The organism is Streptomyces sp. NBC_00984 (assembly GCF_045162475.1).
GTDB lineage: Bacteria > Actinomycetota > Actinomycetes > Streptomycetales > Streptomycetaceae > Streptomyces.
The window spans coordinates 5,515,018-5,532,122 of the sequence record NZ_CP108734.1 but is presented as its reverse complement, the minus strand read 5'-3'; the positions used below and the strand labels follow the sequence as shown (position 1 = coordinate 5,532,122).

Genomic DNA, 17,105 nt, shown 5'->3' with positions numbered 1-17,105 from the left:
TGCGGGGGCTTCCACCCGGCGGCAATGCATCAGCTTCGCAACAGCCCTGATGCGATTTCCCGCACCCCCTGTAATAGCGGTACTCCTGGCCTGCACACTGGTTCGCATGAACGATTGGCCCGAGGGATGGTCCGACGACAACCGCCGCGGCAACCGCTACGGGCAGGGCAGCGCCGGTGAGCAACCGGAGAGCGCCCGCTCGATGCCGCATGTCCAGCGGCGCCCCGCCCCGCAGCGGCAGCACCCCGCGCCGCCGAGGCAGCGGCCGATCCCCCAGCAGCCGGGCGGCTACGACAACGGTGGCCCGCAGTACGACAGCGGGTACAGCACGGGCCAGGTCTACGGCGGCGGCAATGCCGGCGGCCAGGGCAACGGCCACGGCGGCGGCCAGGGCGGTGGCGGCTACGCCCAGGGACGCCCGGCGCCCGACTGGCGCCGCCGGATCAAGATAGGCGCGCTGTCCCTGGTGGTCGTGGTGCTCGCGGTCTCCATCGGCACCTACTTCTGGGCCGACTCCAAGCTCAAGCGCGAGGTGGACCTCTCCAAGGTCATCGAGCGGCCGAAGAGCGGTGACGGCACCAACTACCTGATCGTCGGCTCCGACAGCCGCGAGGGCATGACGGCCGAGGACAAGAAGAAGCTCCACACGGGCTCCGCGGAAGGCAAGCGGACCGACTCGATGATGATCCTGCACGACGGATCCAACGGGCCGACGCTGATCTCCCTGCCGCGCGACTCGAACGTCGAGATCCCCTCGTTCAAGGGCTCCGACTCCGGCAAGCTCTACCCGGGCCGCGGCCGCTTCACCAAGCTGAACGCCGCGTACGCCACGGACGGTCCCGAACTCCTCGTCCGTACCGTCGAGTTCAACACCGGACTGCACATCGACCACTACGTCGAGATCGGCTTCGGCGGCTTCGCCCAGATCGTGGACGCGATCGGCGGGGTGGAGCTGGACATCCCCAAGGCCTTCAAGGACAAGTGGTCCGGTGCCGACTTCCCGGCGGGCAAGCAGACGCTGAACGGCGAGCAGTCGCTGGCCTTCGTCCGGACCCGGCACGCCTTCAGCAGCGACCTGGACCGGACGAAGAACCAGCAGAAGTTCCTCGCGGCGCTGGCGAGCCAGACGGCGACGCCCTCCACGATCCTCAACCCGTTCAAGCTGTACCCGACGATGGGGGCCGGCCTGGACACCCTGATCGTGGACAAGGACATGTCGCTCTGGTCCCTGGGCCAGATGTTCTTCGCCATGAAGGACGTCACGGGCGGCGACGGCAAGTCGATGAACATGCCGATCTCGGGTTCCACGGGCGGCAACCTGGTCTGGGACAAGGCCAAGGTCAAGCAGCTGGTGGAGCAGCTCAACAACGACGAGAAGGTCACCGTCACCGAGAACTGACGACGACCGGCGGCAGGGCCCGGACGGTTCGCCGTCCGGGCCTTTGTGGTTCCGCCTGTGCCGGGTTCCGGCCCACCGCTATTCGCTGTAGTCGATGTTGCCCCACTCGTCCATCGAGGGATGGATCTTCGTGGGTTCCTGGTCGTCGACGTCCGAGCGCCGTGGCCCCTCCGGACCGGCGGGACCGATGCGCATCATCCGTTCGATCCGGGCGATCTCGAAGCTACGTCCCCGTACCTTCAGCTCGTTGGGCCGCACTCGCCGGGTGAACGCATCCACCGCCCGCGCGTACACGGCGGCCTCCTGCTCGTCGACCTCCCCGGTCAGCGGCAGCATCGTCTTCAGATAGTGGACCAGTGAGCGCCGCGCGTCCTGCGGAGTGGGGTGCTGACTGGACGCCATCGACCAGGACTTCTCCTTGCGCTCCATCACCCGGAAGACGACCGGCAGCAGCACCAGGCCCGGATGGGTCCGCAACGCCCGTTGCGAATCCGCCAGTACATCGGGCGGGAAGCGCTCCGAGGTGTACGAGAGCGGCACCAGGCCCATCCGGTCCAGGCCCTCCGTCAGCCCTACCGCCGCCGCGTGGTCGATGACGAAGCCCTTGGTGGTCGAGGGCGTGCGCGGCTGGGTGTCCCAGCCCTCGGAGTCGACGTCCGTGGGCCTGGGCGGCTCCAGGCGCCCCTCGCCGGTCCGGGCGAACTCGTCGGCGCGCACGACGCGGTAGCGCGTATCGCCGACGGTCAGTTCATTCAGCGGCTCGGTCTCCAGCCGGGCCACCGCGTCCAGCAGGATGCGTCGCTCGCGGGGGTCGTTCGTCTCGTCCTTGGCCTTGAACCAGAGATGGGAGTTCAGCTCGTCACGGGCATCCTGCGGATAGCCGGTCGCCATGTCGGTCAGCAGCCGCCACCGCGGCCGCTCGCCGCGGCGCTGCTCGGCAATGCCGAAGAGCGGCCCCCGGACCACGATCTTCCCGTACGTCCGGGACGAGGCGAACGCGTCCGCCTCGGTGACCAGGGCCACCGGGTCGTCCCGGCGCTGCACATTGATGACGAGGTGATCCGGAGGTGCCTGATGGTGATCGCTCATGCACCCAGTGTGCCGAGGCCGTGGACGGAAGGTGCGGGGAATACGGGAAGGAGGGCACGGAACCTTGTCAGTGGCGGCGCCTACAGTCGCACGCATGACCCAGGAGCCGCAGCCCCCGAACCTCATGCTCGACCTCGACGCACTCGCCGCGGCCGTCGGCGAGCAGCCCGACGGACAGGCGGCATGGCGTTTCATCCGCGCCTTCGCCCGCGACTGGAGCCAAAGCCCCCTCGCCGGGACCGACGGCTACGCCCCCGCCGAACTCGACGCGGCACAGGCCCGGCTCGGCCTGCCCCTGCCCGCGGCGCTGCGCGAGGCCTACCAACTGCTCGGGCGACGCAAGGACCTGACCGACAATCAGGACGCGCTGCTCGCCCCGCAGGACCTCTACCTGGACGAGGACCGCGGCGTGCTGGTCTTCCGCGTCGAGAACCAGTCCTGCGCCTACTGGGGCATACGCGTCACGGACCTCGACCAGGACGACCCGCCCGTCGTGGTCCGCGCCGACCTCGTCCGGCCCACCGCCGACGACTGGGCCGCGTGGCTGGGCCGGGTCAGCGTCGCGTTCGTCGAGATCGTCCTTTCCGAGGCTCTGTGCGCCGATGACGACCTGATGGGATGGGTGACCCCCGACGACGACACCGGCCTGCCCGAGGACATCCCCGCCACCTTCCAGCGCCTGCCGTTCCCGGAATACCCGATCAGCCAACAGCCGGGCTCACGCTGGTACGCGCACGACGAGATCATCCTCCGCGACGATCGCGGGACCGCGGTGTTCCGTGCCCGCACGGAGGCGGCCTTCGACCGCTTCGACGGGGAGGACGAGGAGGGCGAGGAGGACTGACGGGAGTCGTCCCGTCAGGGCCGGCAGCCGAGCGGGATCAGTGCTCGGCCGCGTAGGAGACGAAGCCCGCCCAGGCGTTGGGGCCGAAGGCGAGGCGTGGGCCTTGGGCGTTCTTGGAGTCCCGGACGTGAACCGTGCCGGGGGCAGCGGCGACCTCGACGCAGTCAGCCTCACTGCTGTTGCTGCTGTAGCTGCTCTTGCGCCACTCCAGCTCATGGCCGCCCCTGGCGGAGAGCTCGCTGATCATGTTTCTCCCAGAAGTTGCTCGATGAAGGCCAACGACTCACGCGGGGTGAGAGCCTGGGCCCGGATCACGCCACACCGCAGCTCAAGGATTCGGAGCTGCTTCGGGTCGGATACAGCCCGACCATTGAACGCCCCTTCCGAACGCCCCATGGCCGTACCGTCCTTGAACTTCAGCACCTGCGTCTCCCCCTGCATTCCAGCGTGCTCCTCCCGGGCCGTTGGCATGACCTGGATGGCGAATCGCCTGCGAACCCGCCGCGCACATCGTCGCCGAGCCGGCCGCCAACGCCGCCGTCCACGGCCGCGTATCGGGACGGAGCTTCCAACTCGGCCTCACCGCCCACCGCGACGAGCTCCTGCGGATCGAGGTGACCGACACCCGGGCCGAGCAACTGCCCGTCGCGTCCACGCCCGACCGGCTCGCGGAGGGCGGGCGCGGCCTGCTGATCGTCGAGGCACTCGCCGACCGCTGGGGCCGTCGTCGGCCCCGTCCCGCGCAAGACCGTCTGGGCCGAACTCGACCTCGTACCGCGACCGCTCCACCGGGTCGCGGAAACCCACGACCCGGTGAGCCACGTCCTCGCGTTCCACGACGCATAAAGCTTTTAAGAACTTGGGGAAATTACCCTCCCCCACCCAAACCCGACCCCGCCCCACTCCCGTCACTCACTCGGGTGACATGGGGCAACTGGGCTGGATTTCATACGGGTTGCCTGGCATATGCTCGCCGCGACAACTCCAGACACGCGACGGCCCCCGACCGAGATTCACAGTCTCAACCGGGGGCCTGACCACCGAGGAAGAAGAGCCTTCCCGATGGATACCCCGCAGATTACCGCGCCCCCGTGCGCCCCGTCCCCCGTACCCGGAGACGCCACACCGTCATCCGGTGTCATCCACAACAACTTCCGGCATGCCGCAGGCTTCACCGTCATCGGCAACCACCTCGCCCAGCACCGCGGACTCTCCCTCGCCGCAATCGGGCTCGCCGCCCACATCCAGTCGCTCCCCGCCGGAGCCAGGATCGGCATCAAGCGCCTCGCCGAACGCTTCCCCGAGAGCGAAACCCGCATCGCCGCCGCCCTGCGCGAGTTCGAAGCCCACGGCTACCTCCACCGCAGTCGCTTACGCCTCGCCGACGGCCGCATCGTCACCCGCACCGTCTCGTACAACCAGCCCGGCGCGGTCGGCCACCCCGTCCCGGCTCCTCGGCCCAGGACGGTCCCCAGCAAACCGACCCCGCAGCCCACACCACCGCCACCGCCGCGCGAAACCACTCCCGAACCGCGCCCCGCGCCGCAACCGCAGCCCGCCCCCGCCCTCGTACCGGCCCCCACCGCGCGCACGACGCCGCCTCCGCCGCTCCCCCAGCCGCAAGAGCTCACGCCGGAACTCCAGCGCGTGGCCACCGCACTCCTCGCCGACCTGCGCCGCCACGCGCCTCAACTCGTCCTCTCCGAGAGCAACATCCACGCCCTCGCCCCCGGCGTCGCCACCTGGCTCGAACGCGACGCCCACCCCGACACCTCATCACCGATGTGGCCGAAGCCCGCAAAGACCTCGCGCTCGCCACCCTGGCCGCCATCACACACGCCGACAATCCGGACGTCGGTGCCATACTGAAAACGCTGTCCGCCGCGCTGCGGGACACACCGGAAGCAATCGCCGATCCCATCGTCGAACTCACCGCACAGGGCCTGGGCAACCGCCCGGCCGCACAACAGTGGAGGAACCTGGTGGCCGTGGACACGTCTTTCTACAAGTCCTTCATGTCGGAAGAAATCCGGGACGAAGGCCGAGCAGAGGGCCGGGCGGAAGGTCGGGCGCAAAGCCGCGCCGAGGACATCCTGCTGGTTCTCGAAGCACGTGGCATCGCCCTTGCCGACAAGACCCGCGAGAAAATCACCAGCTGCGACGACCTCCAGCTCCTGCGCCAGTGGCTGAACCGCGCCGCCACCGCCGCCACCATCGAGGAAGTATTCACCGGGGAGTGATCCAGCCCCGGTCTCCTCGCCACATACACACGTCCGGCCCCCGATGCGCGCATCGGGGGCCGGACGCAGGATCAGCAACCGTTACGGCAGGTTCCGTGCCATCACGATCCGCTGCACCTGATTCGTGCCTTCATAAATCTGGGTGATCTTCGCGTCGCGCATCATCCGCTCCACCGGGTAGTCCCGCGTGTAGCCGTAGCCGCCGAGCAGCTGGACCGCGTCGGTGGTGATCTCCATCGCGACGTCGGAGGCGAAGCACTTGGCCGCGGCGCCGAAGAAGGTGAGGTCACCGTCGAGGCGCTCGGACTTGGCGGCGGCCGAGTAGGTGAGCTGGCGGGCCGCCTCCAGCTTCATGGCCATGTCGGCGAGCATGAACTGGATGCCCTGGAAGTCGGCGATCGGCTTGCCGAACTGCTTGCGCTCCTGGACGTAGCCCTTGGCGTAGTCGAGGGCGCCCTGGGCGATGCCGAGGGCCTGGGCCGCGATGGTGATGCGGGTGTGGTCCAGGGTCTTCATCGCGGTGGCGAAGCCGGTGCCCTCCTCGCCGATCATCCGGTCGGCGGGGATGCGGACGTTGTCGAAGTAGACCTCGCGGGTCGGCGAGCCCTTGATGCCGAGCTTCTTCTCCGGGGCGCCGAAGGAGACGCCCTCGTCCGACTTCTCGACGACGAAGGCCGAGATGCCCTTGGAGCGCTTGGTCGGGTCGGTGACAGCCATGACCGTGTAGTACTCGGAGACGCCCGCGTTGGTGATCCAGCGCTTCACGCCGTTGAGCACCCAGAAGTCGCCGTCGCGGACGGCCTTGGTCTTCATGCCGGCCGCGTCCGAGCCCGCGTCGGGCTCGGAGAGGCAGTACGAGAACATGCCGTCGCCCTTGGCGAGGGGGCCCAGGTACTTCTTCTTCAGGTCCTCGGAGCCGGAGAGGATCACCGGGAGGGAGCCGAGCTTGTTCACGGCCGGGATGAGGGAGGAGGAGGCGCAGACTCGGGCCACCTCTTCGATCACGATGACCGTGGCGAGGGCGTCGGCGCCCGCGCCGCCGTACTCCTCGGGTACGTGCACCGCGTGCAGGTCCGCCGCGGTCAGGGCGTCCAGCGCCTCCTGCGGGAAGCGCGCCTCCTCGTCGACCGCCGCCGCGTGTGGGGCGATCTTCGCCTCGGCGAGCGCACGCACCGTCTCCCGGAGCATCTCGTGCTCCTCGGCCGGACGGTACAGGTCGAAATCGGTCGAACCCGCCAAGACGCTCACTCCCCAAGACGCTAACTACCGTTAAGTAACCCAATTTTAGAGCGCGGCTCCCGAGATGGCCTACGCAATGTCCGCGTGAGCTTCGCGACAGGGGTGGGCGAAAGGGAGGAAAGGGGTCGGGGAAGGGGCGGGCAAGCTGTGCGGACGGGCGGAAAACCTGGTCTTCGGGGGCACGACTATGCTCGTTCACCGCACGTCTGTCCGCATCTCACAGGAGCACTTCATGGCCCTCAGGATCACTGTGATCGGCACCGGCTACCTCGGCGCCACCCACGCCGCGGCCATGGCGGAACTGGGCTTCGAGGTGCTCGGCCTCGATGTCGTGCCCGAGAAGATCGAGATGCTCGGTGCCGGCAAGGTCCCGATGTACGAGCCGGGGCTGGAGGAGCTGCTGGGCAAGCACGTCGAGGGCATCGCGGGGTCCACCGGACGGCTGCGGTTCACCACCTCCTGGGAGGAGGTGGCCGCCTTCGGCGATGTGCACTTCGTCTGTGTGAACACTCCGCAGAAGCATGGTGAGTACGCCTGCGACATGAGTTACGTGGACGCCGCGTTCGAGTCGCTGGCGCCCCACCTGACCCGTCCCGCCCTGGTCGTCGGGAAGTCGACCGTCCCGGTGGGCTCGGCGGCCCGGCTCGCGGCGCGGCTGGCGGAGCTGGCGCCGGTGGGTGCCGATGCGGAACTGGCCTGGAACCCGGAGTTCCTGCGCGAGGGCTTCGCCGTGAACGACACCCTGCGCCCGGACCGGATCGTCGTCGGTGTGGCGAGCGAGCGGGCCGAGAAGCTGCTGCGCGAGGTGTACGCGGTGCCGGTCGCCGAGGGGTCGCCGTTCGTGGTGACCGACTTCCCGACCGCCGAGCTGGTGAAGACCGCGGCCAACTCGTTCCTGGCCACGAAGATCTCGTTCATCAACGCCATGGCGGAGGTCTGCGAGGCCGCCGACGGCGATGTGAAGAAGCTGGCCGAGGCGATCGGGCACGACGAGCGGATCGGCTCGAAGTTCCTGCGGGCCGGGATCGGCTTCGGCGGCGGCTGTCTGCCGAAGGACATCCGGGCCTTCATGGCACGCGCCGGTGAGCTGGGCGCGGACCAGGCGCTGACCTTCCTCCGCGAGGTCGACTCGATCAACATGCGGCGCCGCGGCCACATGGTGGAACTGGCCCGGGATGCCGTGGGCGGCGATTCCTTCCTCGGCAAGCGGGTGGCGGTGCTGGGCGCGGCGTTCAAGCCGGACTCGGACGACGTACGGGACTCGCCGGCGCTGAACGTGGCCGGGCAGATCCACCTCCAGGGCGGCCAGGTCACCGTCTTCGACCCGAAGGGCATGGACAACGCCCGGCGACTCTTCCCGACCCTCGGCTACGCGGACACGGCACTGGACGCGGTGCGCGGCGCCGATGTGGTGCTGCATCTGACGGAGTGGCGCGAATTCCGCGAGCTGGACCCGGCGGCGCTCGGCGAGGTCGTGTCCCGCCGGATCATCCTGGACGGCCGCAACGCGCTCGACAGCGAGCTGTGGCGCGGGGCCGGCTGGACGTACCGGGCGATGGGGCGCCCGACGGCCTGAGCCGTAGCCCCTCAGCCGCGCTTCGCGCGGTAGGTACGCATCTTGGCGCGGGCACCGCACACCGACATGGAACACCAGCGGCGGCGTCCCGCCGGACTGCGGTCGTAGTAGGCCCAGCGGCAGTCCTCCGCCTCGCAGGCCTTGAGCCGGGCCCAGGTGCCCTCGGCCGCCGCGGTGGCGATGGCCGCCGCGACGCGTGCGGTCAGCCCGGCCGGTTCGGTGACGGGGCGCAGTGCGGCAGCGCCCGCCGCGTCCACGGTGACCCGCAGGGGCGCCTCGGCGAGCAGCCGGTCGAGCGGGAACTCGGCATCGTCCGGCGGGTGGTGGCCGGCATGGGCGAGGCAGGCGGTGCGGAGCGCCTCGCGCAGGACCCGGGCGTCCGGGACCTCCGGTTCGGTGAGACCGAAGGTGGCGCGCCCGTCCGCCGTTTCGAGCATGTCCGCGCCCGTCTCGATGTCCAGTGTGTTGACCAGGGCCTCGATCAGCGCGAGTGCGCCGGGCGCGGATTCCTTCTCACTCATGGTTGCGACGTTACCTCCTTTGGGGCAGCATGCAGTAACGGTTACCAGTTGAGGTCACATATGGGTAACCGGCAGGATTCATCCGTCGGAGGAGGAATTGTCATGGCTGTTGCCACCCTGGGTGCCGTCGTTCTGGACTGCCCCGACCCGGCCGCGCTCGCCGGTTTCTACGCGGGGCTGCTCGGCGGGGAGATCGTGCACGACGGGGAGGGCTGGGTGGAGCTGACCGGGGTCGGGGGCACGCTCCTCGCGTTCCAGGCCGCGCCCGGTCACGTACCGCCGCGGTGGCCGAGCCCGGACGCACCGCAGCAGGTCCACCTGGACCTGACCGTGGCGGATCTGGACGCGGCGGAGAAGGAGGCGCTCGCGCTGGGCGCCACCGTGCTGGACGCCGAGAACCGGGAGCGGAGTTTCCGGGTGTACGCGGATCCCGCCGGGCACCCGTTCTGCCTCTGCGCGGGATAGCGGACGACGCGTGGGGCGCCCCGGAGGGCGCCCCACGCGTCGTGCCTCAGACGGTCGCGCCGTCCAACTGCTCGATCGTGGCGTGCGACGGGCCGCGGCGGGTGCGCAGCTCGCGCGCGACGTCCTCGGCGTCACGCAGCACCCGTACGGCGTTCTGCCAGGTGAGCTTGGCGAGGTCGGCGGTGGACCAGCCGCGGCCGAGCAGCTCCGCGATCAGGTTCGGGTAGCCGGCGACGTCCTGGAGGCCCTCCGGGAGGAAGGCCGTTCCGTCGTAGTCGCCGCCGATGCCGATGTGGTCGATGCCGGCGACCTCGCGCATGTGGTCGAGGTGGTCGGCGATGGTCGCCACGGTGGCCATCGGGCGCGGGTTGGCCGCTTCGAAGGCGGCGTGGATCTCCATGGCCTGCGCGGTGGTGTCGAGGTGGTGCAGGCCGTGTGCGCGCATGTTCTCGTCCGCGGCCAGGGTCCAGGCGACGGCCTCCGGCAGGACGAACTTCGGCACGAAGGTCGCCATGGCGATGCCGCCGTTGGCCGGGAGCCGGCCGAGGACGTCGTCGGGGATGTTGCGCGGGTGGTCGCAGATCGCGCGCGACGAGGAGTGCGAGAAGACCACCGGCGCCGTGGAGGTGTCGAGCGCGTCGCGCATCGTGGTGGCCGCCACGTGGGAGAGGTCGACCAGCATGCCGGTGCGGTTCATCTCCCGTACGACCTCGTGGCCGAACGGCGAGAGGCCGCCGACGCCGGGCTCGTCGGTCGCCGAGTCCGCCCAGGCGATGTTGTCGTTGTGCGTGAGCGTCATGTAGCGGACGCCCAGGGTGTGCAGGGCCCGCAGGGTGCCCAGCGAGTTGTTGATGGAGTGGCCGCCCTCGGCGCCCATCAGGGAGGCGATGCGGCCCTCGGCGCGGGCCGCCTCCATGTCGTCGGCGGTCAGTGCGCGCCGCAGGTCGGCGGGGTAGCGGCCGATCAGCTCGGCGACCACGTCGATCTGTTCCAGGGTGGCGCTGACGGCTTCGTCGCCCGCCATGTCGGTCCGTACGTAGACGGACCAGAACTGGGCGCCGACGCCGCCCGCGCGCAGCCGCGGGATGTCGGTGTGCAGATGGCCGGACTGGTCGGTGGCGATGTCGCGGGCGTCGAGGTCGTAGCCGACCTGTTCGCGCAGCGCCCACGGCAGGTCGTTGTGTCCGTCGACGACGGGGTACTCGGCGAGGAGTTCCCTCGCCCGCTCCAGCTGCCGCACGGCCGCCTACTTCCCGAAGCCGAAGGAGTCGGCGCCCTGGACCTTGCTGCGGAGCCGCTTGCCCTTCTCCGTCGCCTGGTCGTTCAGCTCCTGCTGGAACTCCCGCATCCGGGCCAGCAGCTCGCCGTCGTGGGCGGCGAGGATGCGGGCGGCGAGCAGGCCCGCGTTGCGCGCGCCGCCGACCGAGACGGTCGCGACCGGCACACCGGCGGGCATCTGCACGATGGAGAGCAGGCTGTCCATGCCGTCCAGGTACTTCAGCGGGACCGGCACGCCGATGACGGGCAGCGGGGTGACGGAGGCGAGCATGCCGGGCAGGTGGGCGGCGCCGCCCGCGCCCGCGATGATCGCCTTGAGGCCGCGGTCCGCCGCCTGCTCGCCGTACGCGATCATCTCGCGCGGCATGCGGTGGGCGGAGACGACGTCGATCTCGTACGGGATCTCGAACTCGTCGAGGGCCTTGGCCGCCGCTTCCATGACGGGCCAGTCGGAGTCCGAGCCCATGACGATGCCGACGAGCGGTGCGGCGGTGGCGGGGGAGGTCATTCGGTGATCGTTCCTCGCAGGTAGTCGGCCGCGTGCCGGGCGCGCTCCCGCACGTCCGCCAGGTCGTCGCCGTAGGTGTTGACGTGTCCGACCTTGCGGCCGGGCTTCACGTCCTTGCCGTACATGTGGATCTTGAGCTGCGGGTCACGGGCCATGCAGTGCAGATACGCCTGGTACATGTCCGGGAAGTCGCCGCCGAGGACGTTGGACATGACCGTCCAGGTGGCACGCGGGCGCGGGTCGCCGAGCGGCAGGTCGAGCACGGCGCGGACGTGGTTGGCGAACTGCGAGGTGATCGCGCCGTCCTGCGTCCAGTGGCCGGAGTTGTGCGGGCGCATGGCCAGCTCGTTGACCAGGATGCGCCCGTCACGGGTCTCGAAGAGTTCGACCGCGAGGTGGCCGACGACACCGAGCTCGGAGGCGATCTTGAGCGCGAGCTGCTGGGCCTCGCCGGCGAGCCGCTCGTCCAGCTCGGGGGCCGGGGCGATCACCGTGTCGCAGACCCCGCCGACCTGGATCGACTCGACGACCGGGTACGCGACGGCCTGGCCGTGCGGCGAGCGGACGATGTTGGCCGCCAGCTCCCGTACGAAGTCCACCTTCTCCTCGGCCAGGACCGCGACGCCGGCCCGGAAGGGCTCGGCCGCGTCCGCCTCGGAGCGGACCACCCAGACGCCCTTGCCGTCGTAGCCGCCGCGGACCGTCTTGAGGATGACGGGGAAGCCCCCGGCCTCCTCGGCGAAGGCGGCGGCATCGGCCGGGTCCTTCACGATGCGGTGGCGGGGGCAGGGCGCGCCGATCTCGGTGAGCTTCGCGCGCATCACCCCCTTGTCCTGGGCGTGCACCAGCGCGTCGGGTCCCGGGCGCACGGGGATGCCGTCCGCCTCCAGGGCCCGCAGGTGCTCGGTCGGTACGTGCTCGTGATCGAAGGTGATCACGTCGCAGCCGCGCGCGAAGGCACGCAGCGTGTCCAGGTCGCGATAGTCGCCGACGACGACTTCGCTCACCACCTGGGCCGCCGAGTCCTGGGGGGTGTCGCTGAGGAGCTTGAACTTGATGCCGAGGGGGATGCCCGCCTCGTGGGTCATACGGGCGAGCTGACCGCCGCCGACCATGCCGACTACCGGGAACGTCACTCCTCCAGGGTATCCGCCGCCCCGGGGAGCTCCCGACGACGCCCTCCGACCGCCCGGCCGGGCGCTCGTGTCCCAGCATCGCCACACGGCTCCCGGCATCCACGGACGGCGCGGGGACGGGCTGGTTAGCATGACCGGGTTGACGTAACCGACAGACAGGCTGAGCGATCACCATGAGCGAACGGGGCGCATTGCGGGCGCGGCTGGAGCTGCTGGCCCGGGAAGTCGCCAAGTTCGGCGTGGTCGGCGCGGTCGGCCTGGTGGTCAACATCGCGGTGTCCAACCTGCTCTGGCGCTACACGGAGATCCCGACGGTACGGGCCGGTCTGCTGGCCACCGTCGTCGCCATCCTCGGCAACTACATCGGCTTCCGCTACTGGACGTACCGGGACCGCGACAAGAGCGGACGGACCCGCGAGCTGACGTTGTTCCTGCTGTTCAGCGCGGTGGGCGCGGTCATCGAGACCGGTGTGCTGTACACGGCGACGTACGGCTTCGGATGGAACAGCCCGGTCCAGAGCAATGTCTTCAAGATCCTCGGGATCGGCATCGCGACGCTGTTCCGCTTCTGGTCCTACCGGACGTGGGTGTTCAAGGCGCTGCCCGTCGAGAAGGCCGCGCTGCCCGTCGAGAAGGCCGTGCCCAGTGGCCCCGAGGGGATCCTGAAGCAGGGGTGGACGGAGCAGGTGCCGCGGGTCGAGGCGGATCCGGTACGGCGATGACGGTCGGTGACGGACCGCGCCCGCCGCTCACCGCACCGGGCGTTCCGGTTCCTGCCGCTTCAGGGCCACTCGGCTGAGGAACAGGGCGAAGACCGCGGGCTGCTGCTGGAGCAGTTCGAGGCGGCCGCCGTCCGCCTCCGCGAGGTCCCTGGCCACCGCGAGGCCGATGCCCGTGGAGTTGCGGCCGCTGATCGTCCGCTCGAAGATCCGGGCGCCCAGGTCGGGGGGAACCCCCGGGCCCTCGTCCGTGACCTCGATGACCGCCTGGTTTCCGGTGACCCGGGTGCGCAGCGCGACCGTACCGCCGCCGTGCATCAGTGAGTTCTCGATCAGCGCGGCCAGCACCTGGGCGACCGCGCCCGGCGTGCCGACGGCCCGCAGTCCCTGCTTCCCGGAGCGGACGATGGCGCGGCCCGCGCTCCGGTAGGCGGGACGCCACTCCTCGATCTGCTGCTTGACGACCTCGTCGAGATCGAAGACGACGGCGGAGCCGGTACGCGGATCGCGGGCGTTGGTCAGCAGCCGCTCCACCACGTCGGTGAGCCGCTCGACCTGGGTGAGGGCGATGTTCGCCTCCTCCTTCACCGTGTCCGGGTCGTCGGTGACCGAGATCTCCTCGATCCGCATGGAGAGCGCGGTGAGCGGCGTACGGAGCTGGTGCGAGGCGTCGGCGGCCAACCGGCGTTCCGCGGTCAGCATCCGGGCGATCCGTTCCGCGGAGGCGTCCAGGACGTCGGCGACCCGGTCCAGCTCCGGCACCCCGTACCGCTTGTGGCGCGGTCGCGGATCGCCGGAACCCAGGCGTTCGGCGGTCTCGGCCAGGTCGGTCAGCGGTGAGGTCAGCTTGTTGGCCTGGCGTACGGCCAGGAGCACGGCGGAGACGATGGCCAGCAGCGCCACCGCGCCGATGATCATCAGGGTGCGACCGACCTCGCGGGTGACCGCGGAGCTGGATTCCTCGACGGTGACCCGCTCGCCCCGCTCCCCCTCGGCCGTGCTTCTGATCACGCTGCCGGTGGGGCGCTTGCCGATTTCGAGGGGCGCACGGCCGGGGATCTGGACCAGCGCGTAGCGCTTGCCGGCGATCTGCTGGGAGAGCAGCACGGAGGTGATCCGCTCGTCCTCCAGCAGCCGGCTCTCGACGACGTTGATCAGCCGCAGCGCCTCGGAGTCGACGCTCTCCTGGGCGCTGTTGCTGATGGTGCGGGTCTCGACGATGACGAGGGAGACGCCGAAGACGGCGATCACCACGAGCACCACGGCGAGCGTGGAGTTGATCAGTCTGCGACGCATGAGTGCTTCCGCACGTCAGCTCTTCTCGAAGCGGAAGCCGACGCCCCGTACGGTCGCGATGTAGCGGGGGTTGGCGGCGTCGTCGCCGAGCTTCTTGCGGAGCCAGGAGATGTGCATGTCGAGGGTCTTAGTCGACGACCACCAGGTGGTGTCCCAGACCTCGCGCATCAGCTGGTCCCGGGTGACGACCCGGCCGGCGTCGCGGACCAGGACCCGCAGCAGGTCGAACTCCTTGGCCGTGAGCTGGAGTTCCTCCTCGCCCATCCAGGCGCGGTGCGACTCGACGTCGATCCGGACGCCGTGCGTCGCGGGCTGCGGCGCGGGCTCGGTGGCGCCGCGGCGCAGCAGGGCCCGGACGCGGGCGAGCAGTTCGGCGAGGCGGAAGGGCTTGGTGACGTAGTCGTCGGCGCCCGCGTCGAGGCCGACGACGGTGTCCACCTCGTCCGCGCGGGCGGTCAGCACCAGGATCGGCACGGTGTGACCCTCGGCACGGAGCCTGCGGGCCACTTCGAGGCCGTCCATCCCGGGCAGTCCCAGGTCGAGCACGACCAGGTCGATTCCGCCCTGGAGGCCGGCGTCGAGTGCGGTCGGACCGTCTTCACGGACCTCGACCTCGTAACCCTCCCGACGCAGGGCGCGGGCCAGTGGCTCCGAGATGGATGCGTCGTCCTCGGCGAGCAGTACACGGGTCATGCAGTGATGGTAGTCCGCGCGGAGGGGATGCCGTGAGGTGATCCAAAAGCCCTGCGGGTCTGCGAAATAAACGGGGAGTTGCCTTTGAATATGGGAGCGCGGTTCCATTGAAACCTGTGATCCATCTCTCAAGTCCGTTCATATCCGGCACTGTCGTGTCGTATGGTTGCTCGACGCCTGTTGCACTACTCAAGGACCCTTGGGCAGCTTTTAGCGCCAAGGGTCTCTTTTGTTGGCCGACTGGTACCCGCCAGTCGCGGACTCAGTGAATGACCTGTGGCCGGGCCCGGAGCGCGAGGATGCGCACCGGGCGTGGATCCCGACGCGGTCGGTCCCCGTCCCCTTCAGCCGACTCCTTCGCGAGTCCGGCGGCCGGGACGAATCCCCTCTCAGGCGTGAGGGGTGGGGCGTGCCCGTGCCGGTGCCGGCCTCCCCCCACCGGGCGCACCACGCTCACAAGGCGTAGCGTCCCGAGCACACAAGGATCGACCATGGCGTCCAGCCTGACGAAGGACCCGGCCAGTACATCTGGATCCGCGAAGACCTTCTTCGGCCACCCCCGCGGCCTGGCCACTCTCTTCATGACCGAGATGTGGGAGCGCTTCAGCTTCTACGGCATGCGGGCTCTGCTTCCGCTCTACCTGGTCTCCAATTCCGGCCTGCACATGAACGCGGCCACGGCCACCGCGATCTACTCCATCTACATGGCGATGGTGTATCTGCTGGCCATGCCCGGCGGCTGGTTCGGCGACCGGGTCTGGGGGCCGCGCAAGACGGTCACCATCTCGGCCGCGGTCATCATGCTGGGCCACCTGACGCTCGCGCTGCCGGGCTCCGGCACCTTCTTCGCCGGTCTGGCGCTGGTCGCGCTCGGATCCGGTCTGCTGAAGGCCAACATCTCGACGATGGTCGGCCACCTCTACAACGGTCCGGACGACCCGCGTCGCGACGGTGGCTTCACCGTCTTCTACATGGGCATCAACCTCGGTGCCTTCGCCGCGCCGCTGATCATCGGCACGATCGGCGAGAAGGTGAACTGGCACCTCGGCTTCGCCATCGCCGCGGTCGGCATGGCGCTGGGCCTGACCCAGTTCCTGATCGGTACGCGCCACCTCAGCGCACGCAGCAGCGTCGTCCCGAAGCCGCTGTCGGCCGAGGAGCGCCGTACGACCCTGCGCAAGGGCCTGCTGTGGCTGATAGTGGCCGTCGTCTTCTACAGCGTGCTCGTCGCCACCGATGTCTACACGCTGAACTGGGCGCTCGTCCCGATCACCGTCGCCGGTCTGCTCATTCCGGTCGCGGTGCTGGTGCGGATCAAGCGGGACCGGGACCTGTCGAAGACCGAGCAGTCGAAGATGTCCGGCTACATCTGGTTCTTCGTCGCCGCGGCCGTGTTCTGGATGATCTACGACCAGGGCGGCTCCACGCTGTCGCTCTTCGGTGAGTCCTCCACCACCAACAGCCTGTTCGGTGTGGACTTCCCGACCTCCTGGTACCAGTCGGTCAACCCGGTCTTCATCATGGCGCTGGCCCCGGTCGTCGCCTGGATATGGCTGGCGCTGAACCGGCGCGGCAAGGAGCCGAGCACGGTCGTCAAGTTCGGCTCGGGCCTCTTCCTGGTCGGTGTCTCCTTCCTCGTCTTCATGCTGCCGCTGACCATGACGACGGACGGCGACAAGGTCAGCCCGATGTGGCTGGTGTCGATCTACTTCCTGCAGACCGTCGGTGAGCTCTGCCTCTCCCCGGTCGGCCTGTCGGTCACCACGAAGATGGCGCCCGCGAAGTACGGCAGCCAGATGATGGGCGTCTGGTTCCTCGCGGTCACCGCGGGCGACTGCACCACCAGCCTGCTGTCGCTGGCGGGGGTCGACCTGAACAAGACCGGCATGGTGGGTCTGGAGGCGGCGCTCGCGATCGTCGCGGCGTTCGCGATCTGGATGTACCGCAAGAAGGTCACCCAGCTCATGGGCAACGTGCGCTGACGCGCTGAACGCGTACCGCCCGCACAGCCGAACGCGTACCGCCCGTACAGCTGAACACGTACCGCCCGTACACAAGGGCCTCCGCACCGGTCGACGGTGCGGAGGCCTTTGTGCCGTTGT

At 69.6% G+C, this 17,105-nt stretch carries 16 protein-coding genes and 3 pseudogenes; 9 read left to right on the top strand and 10 right to left on the bottom strand.

Annotated elements, in window-relative coordinates; genetic code table 11:
* The first annotated feature begins 106 nt into the window (after positions 1-106).
* Positions 107-1,399, top strand: coding sequence for an LCP family protein (locus OG520_RS24765; RefSeq protein WP_399327848.1), 1,293 nt, complete (start codon positions 107-109; stop codon positions 1,397-1,399).
* 78 nt (positions 1,400-1,477) lie between these two features.
* Here the strand turns inward: OG520_RS24765 and OG520_RS24760 are convergent, their stop codons facing one another.
* Positions 1,478-2,488, bottom strand: a complete 1,011-nt coding sequence (locus OG520_RS24760) for a DUF5954 family protein (protein WP_406014638.1) — start codon at positions 2,486-2,488, stop codon at positions 1,478-1,480.
* Between the two features lie 94 nt (positions 2,489-2,582).
* Between OG520_RS24760 and OG520_RS24755 the strand changes: the two genes are divergently transcribed.
* Positions 2,583-3,332, top strand: coding sequence for an SMI1/KNR4 family protein (locus OG520_RS24755; RefSeq protein ID WP_406014637.1), 750 nt, complete (start codon positions 2,583-2,585; stop codon positions 3,330-3,332).
* 37 nt (positions 3,333-3,369) lie between these two features.
* Here OG520_RS24755 and OG520_RS24750 read toward each other — a convergent pair whose 3' ends face one another.
* Both OG520_RS24750 and OG520_RS24745 read right to left on the bottom strand, forming a co-directional pair.
* Positions 3,370-3,579 (bottom strand): DUF397 domain-containing protein, encoded by a 210-nt coding sequence (locus OG520_RS24750; RefSeq protein ID WP_406014636.1) that lies wholly within the window; start codon positions 3,577-3,579, stop codon positions 3,370-3,372.
* A pseudogene (locus OG520_RS24745) lies at positions 3,576-3,824 on the bottom strand (Scr1 family TA system antitoxin-like transcriptional regulator); the annotation flags it as partial. The pseudogene OG520_RS24745 and the gene OG520_RS24750, both read right to left, overlap by 4 nt.
* Here OG520_RS24745 and OG520_RS24740 point away from each other — a divergent pair.
* From OG520_RS24740 to OG520_RS24730, 3 genes and pseudogenes are all read left to right on the top strand, one after another.
* Positions 3,812-4,178: pseudogene (locus OG520_RS24740) on the top strand (ATP-binding protein); the annotation flags it as partial. The pseudogenes OG520_RS24745 and OG520_RS24740 sit on opposite strands and share 13 nt — an antisense overlap.
* A gap of 216 nt (positions 4,179-4,394) precedes the next feature.
* Positions 4,395-5,201 (top strand): helix-turn-helix domain-containing protein, encoded by an 807-nt coding sequence (locus OG520_RS24735; RefSeq protein WP_406014635.1) that lies wholly within the window; start codon positions 4,395-4,397, stop codon positions 5,199-5,201.
* A pseudogene (locus OG520_RS24730) lies at positions 5,105-5,572 on the top strand (hypothetical protein); the annotation flags it as partial. The gene OG520_RS24735 and the pseudogene OG520_RS24730, both read left to right, overlap by 97 nt.
* An 81-nt stretch (positions 5,573-5,653) precedes the next feature.
* Here the strand turns inward: OG520_RS24730 and OG520_RS24725 are convergent.
* Complete coding sequence (locus OG520_RS24725; RefSeq protein ID WP_124723042.1) at positions 5,654-6,811, bottom strand: acyl-CoA dehydrogenase; 1,158 nt, start codon at positions 6,809-6,811, stop codon at positions 5,654-5,656.
* A 232-nt stretch (positions 6,812-7,043) separates the two neighbouring features.
* Between OG520_RS24725 and OG520_RS24720 the strand changes: the two genes are divergently transcribed.
* Positions 7,044-8,387: a UDP-glucose dehydrogenase family protein gene (locus tag OG520_RS24720; protein WP_406014634.1), complete on the top strand. Its 1,344-nt coding sequence runs from the start codon at positions 7,044-7,046 to the stop codon at positions 8,385-8,387.
* An 11-nt stretch (positions 8,388-8,398) separates the two neighbouring features.
* On the opposite strand, the gene OG520_RS24715 is transcribed toward OG520_RS24720, so the two are convergent.
* Positions 8,399-8,908 (bottom strand): CGNR zinc finger domain-containing protein, encoded by a 510-nt coding sequence (locus OG520_RS24715; RefSeq protein ID WP_406014633.1) that lies wholly within the window; start codon positions 8,906-8,908, stop codon positions 8,399-8,401.
* Positions 8,909-9,010: 102 nt separating this feature from the next.
* Here OG520_RS24715 and OG520_RS24710 point away from each other — a divergent pair, with 102 nt between their 5' ends.
* Entirely contained in the window at positions 9,011-9,373 is a 363-nt protein-coding gene (locus tag OG520_RS24710) for a VOC family protein (protein ID WP_406014632.1), read from the top strand.
* Positions 9,374-9,419: 46 nt separating this feature from the next.
* On the opposite strand, the gene OG520_RS24705 is transcribed toward OG520_RS24710, so the two are convergent.
* From OG520_RS24705 to OG520_RS24695, 3 genes are read right to left on the bottom strand one after another with little or no spacing between them, the layout of a single operon-like run.
* A complete protein-coding gene (locus OG520_RS24705; RefSeq protein WP_399327870.1) occupies positions 9,420-10,613 on the bottom strand; it encodes a dipeptidase in 1,194 nt (397 codons plus the stop codon).
* A 6-nt stretch (positions 10,614-10,619) separates the two neighbouring features.
* Entirely contained in the window at positions 10,620-11,159 is a 540-nt protein-coding gene (gene purE, locus OG520_RS24700; RefSeq protein WP_266418407.1) for a 5-(carboxyamino)imidazole ribonucleotide mutase, read from the bottom strand.
* Positions 11,156-12,295, bottom strand: a complete 1,140-nt coding sequence (locus tag OG520_RS24695) for a 5-(carboxyamino)imidazole ribonucleotide synthase (RefSeq protein WP_406014631.1) — start codon at positions 12,293-12,295, stop codon at positions 11,156-11,158. Before OG520_RS24695 ends, purE begins: the two co-directional genes overlap by 4 nt.
* A gap of 173 nt (positions 12,296-12,468) precedes the next feature.
* Between OG520_RS24695 and OG520_RS24690 the strand changes: the two genes are divergently transcribed.
* Complete coding sequence (locus tag OG520_RS24690; protein WP_406014630.1) at positions 12,469-13,017, top strand: GtrA family protein; 549 nt, start codon at positions 12,469-12,471, stop codon at positions 13,015-13,017.
* 27 nt (positions 13,018-13,044) lie between these two features.
* On the opposite strand, the gene OG520_RS24685 is transcribed toward OG520_RS24690, so the two are convergent.
* Both OG520_RS24685 and OG520_RS24680 read right to left on the bottom strand, forming a co-directional pair.
* Positions 13,045-14,310, bottom strand: a complete 1,266-nt coding sequence (locus OG520_RS24685; RefSeq protein ID WP_406014629.1) for an ATP-binding protein — start codon at positions 14,308-14,310, stop codon at positions 13,045-13,047.
* 15 nt (positions 14,311-14,325) lie between these two features.
* The gene (locus OG520_RS24680) at positions 14,326-15,003 is read right to left on the bottom strand and encodes a response regulator transcription factor (RefSeq protein ID WP_072488330.1); all 678 of its coding nucleotides are present in this window, start codon (positions 15,001-15,003) and stop codon (positions 14,326-14,328) included.
* A 491-nt stretch (positions 15,004-15,494) separates the two neighbouring features.
* Between OG520_RS24680 and OG520_RS24675 the strand changes: the two genes are divergently transcribed.
* Positions 15,495-16,985, top strand: a complete 1,491-nt coding sequence (locus tag OG520_RS24675; protein ID WP_406014628.1) for a peptide MFS transporter — start codon at positions 15,495-15,497, stop codon at positions 16,983-16,985.
* Positions 16,986-17,105 lie beyond the last annotated feature (120 nt).

What these genes read in the sequence shown, in the direction of transcription:
- OG520_RS24765 (WP_399327848.1), top strand. Translation starts at nt 107, where the DNA reads ATGAACGATTGGCCCGAGGGATGGTCCGACGACAACCGCCGCGGCAAC.
- OG520_RS24715 (WP_406014633.1), bottom strand. Translation starts at nt 8,908, where the DNA reads ATGAGTGAGAAGGAATCCGCGCCCGGCGCACTCGCGCTGATCGAGGCC.
- purE (WP_266418407.1), bottom strand. Translation starts at nt 11,159, where the DNA reads ATGACCTCCCCCGCCACCGCCGCACCGCTCGTCGGCATCGTCATGGGC.
- OG520_RS24690 (WP_406014630.1), top strand. Translation starts at nt 12,469, where the DNA reads ATGAGCGAACGGGGCGCATTGCGGGCGCGGCTGGAGCTGCTGGCCCGG.
- OG520_RS24735 (WP_406014635.1), top strand. Translation starts at nt 4,395, where the DNA reads ATGGATACCCCGCAGATTACCGCGCCCCCGTGCGCCCCGTCCCCCGTA.
- OG520_RS24720 (WP_406014634.1), top strand. Translation starts at nt 7,044, where the DNA reads ATGGCCCTCAGGATCACTGTGATCGGCACCGGCTACCTCGGCGCCACC.
- OG520_RS24760 (WP_406014638.1), bottom strand. Translation starts at nt 2,488, where the DNA reads ATGAGCGATCACCATCAGGCACCTCCGGATCACCTCGTCATCAATGTG.
- OG520_RS24710 (WP_406014632.1), top strand. Translation starts at nt 9,011, where the DNA reads ATGGCTGTTGCCACCCTGGGTGCCGTCGTTCTGGACTGCCCCGACCCG.
- OG520_RS24675 (WP_406014628.1), top strand. Translation starts at nt 15,495, where the DNA reads ATGGCGTCCAGCCTGACGAAGGACCCGGCCAGTACATCTGGATCCGCG.
- OG520_RS24750 (WP_406014636.1), bottom strand. Translation starts at nt 3,579, where the DNA reads ATGATCAGCGAGCTCTCCGCCAGGGGCGGCCATGAGCTGGAGTGGCGC.
- OG520_RS24685 (WP_406014629.1), bottom strand. Translation starts at nt 14,310, where the DNA reads ATGCGTCGCAGACTGATCAACTCCACGCTCGCCGTGGTGCTCGTGGTG.
- OG520_RS24680 (WP_072488330.1), bottom strand. Translation starts at nt 15,003, where the DNA reads ATGACCCGTGTACTGCTCGCCGAGGACGACGCATCCATCTCGGAGCCA.
- OG520_RS24755 (WP_406014637.1), top strand. Translation starts at nt 2,583, where the DNA reads ATGACCCAGGAGCCGCAGCCCCCGAACCTCATGCTCGACCTCGACGCA.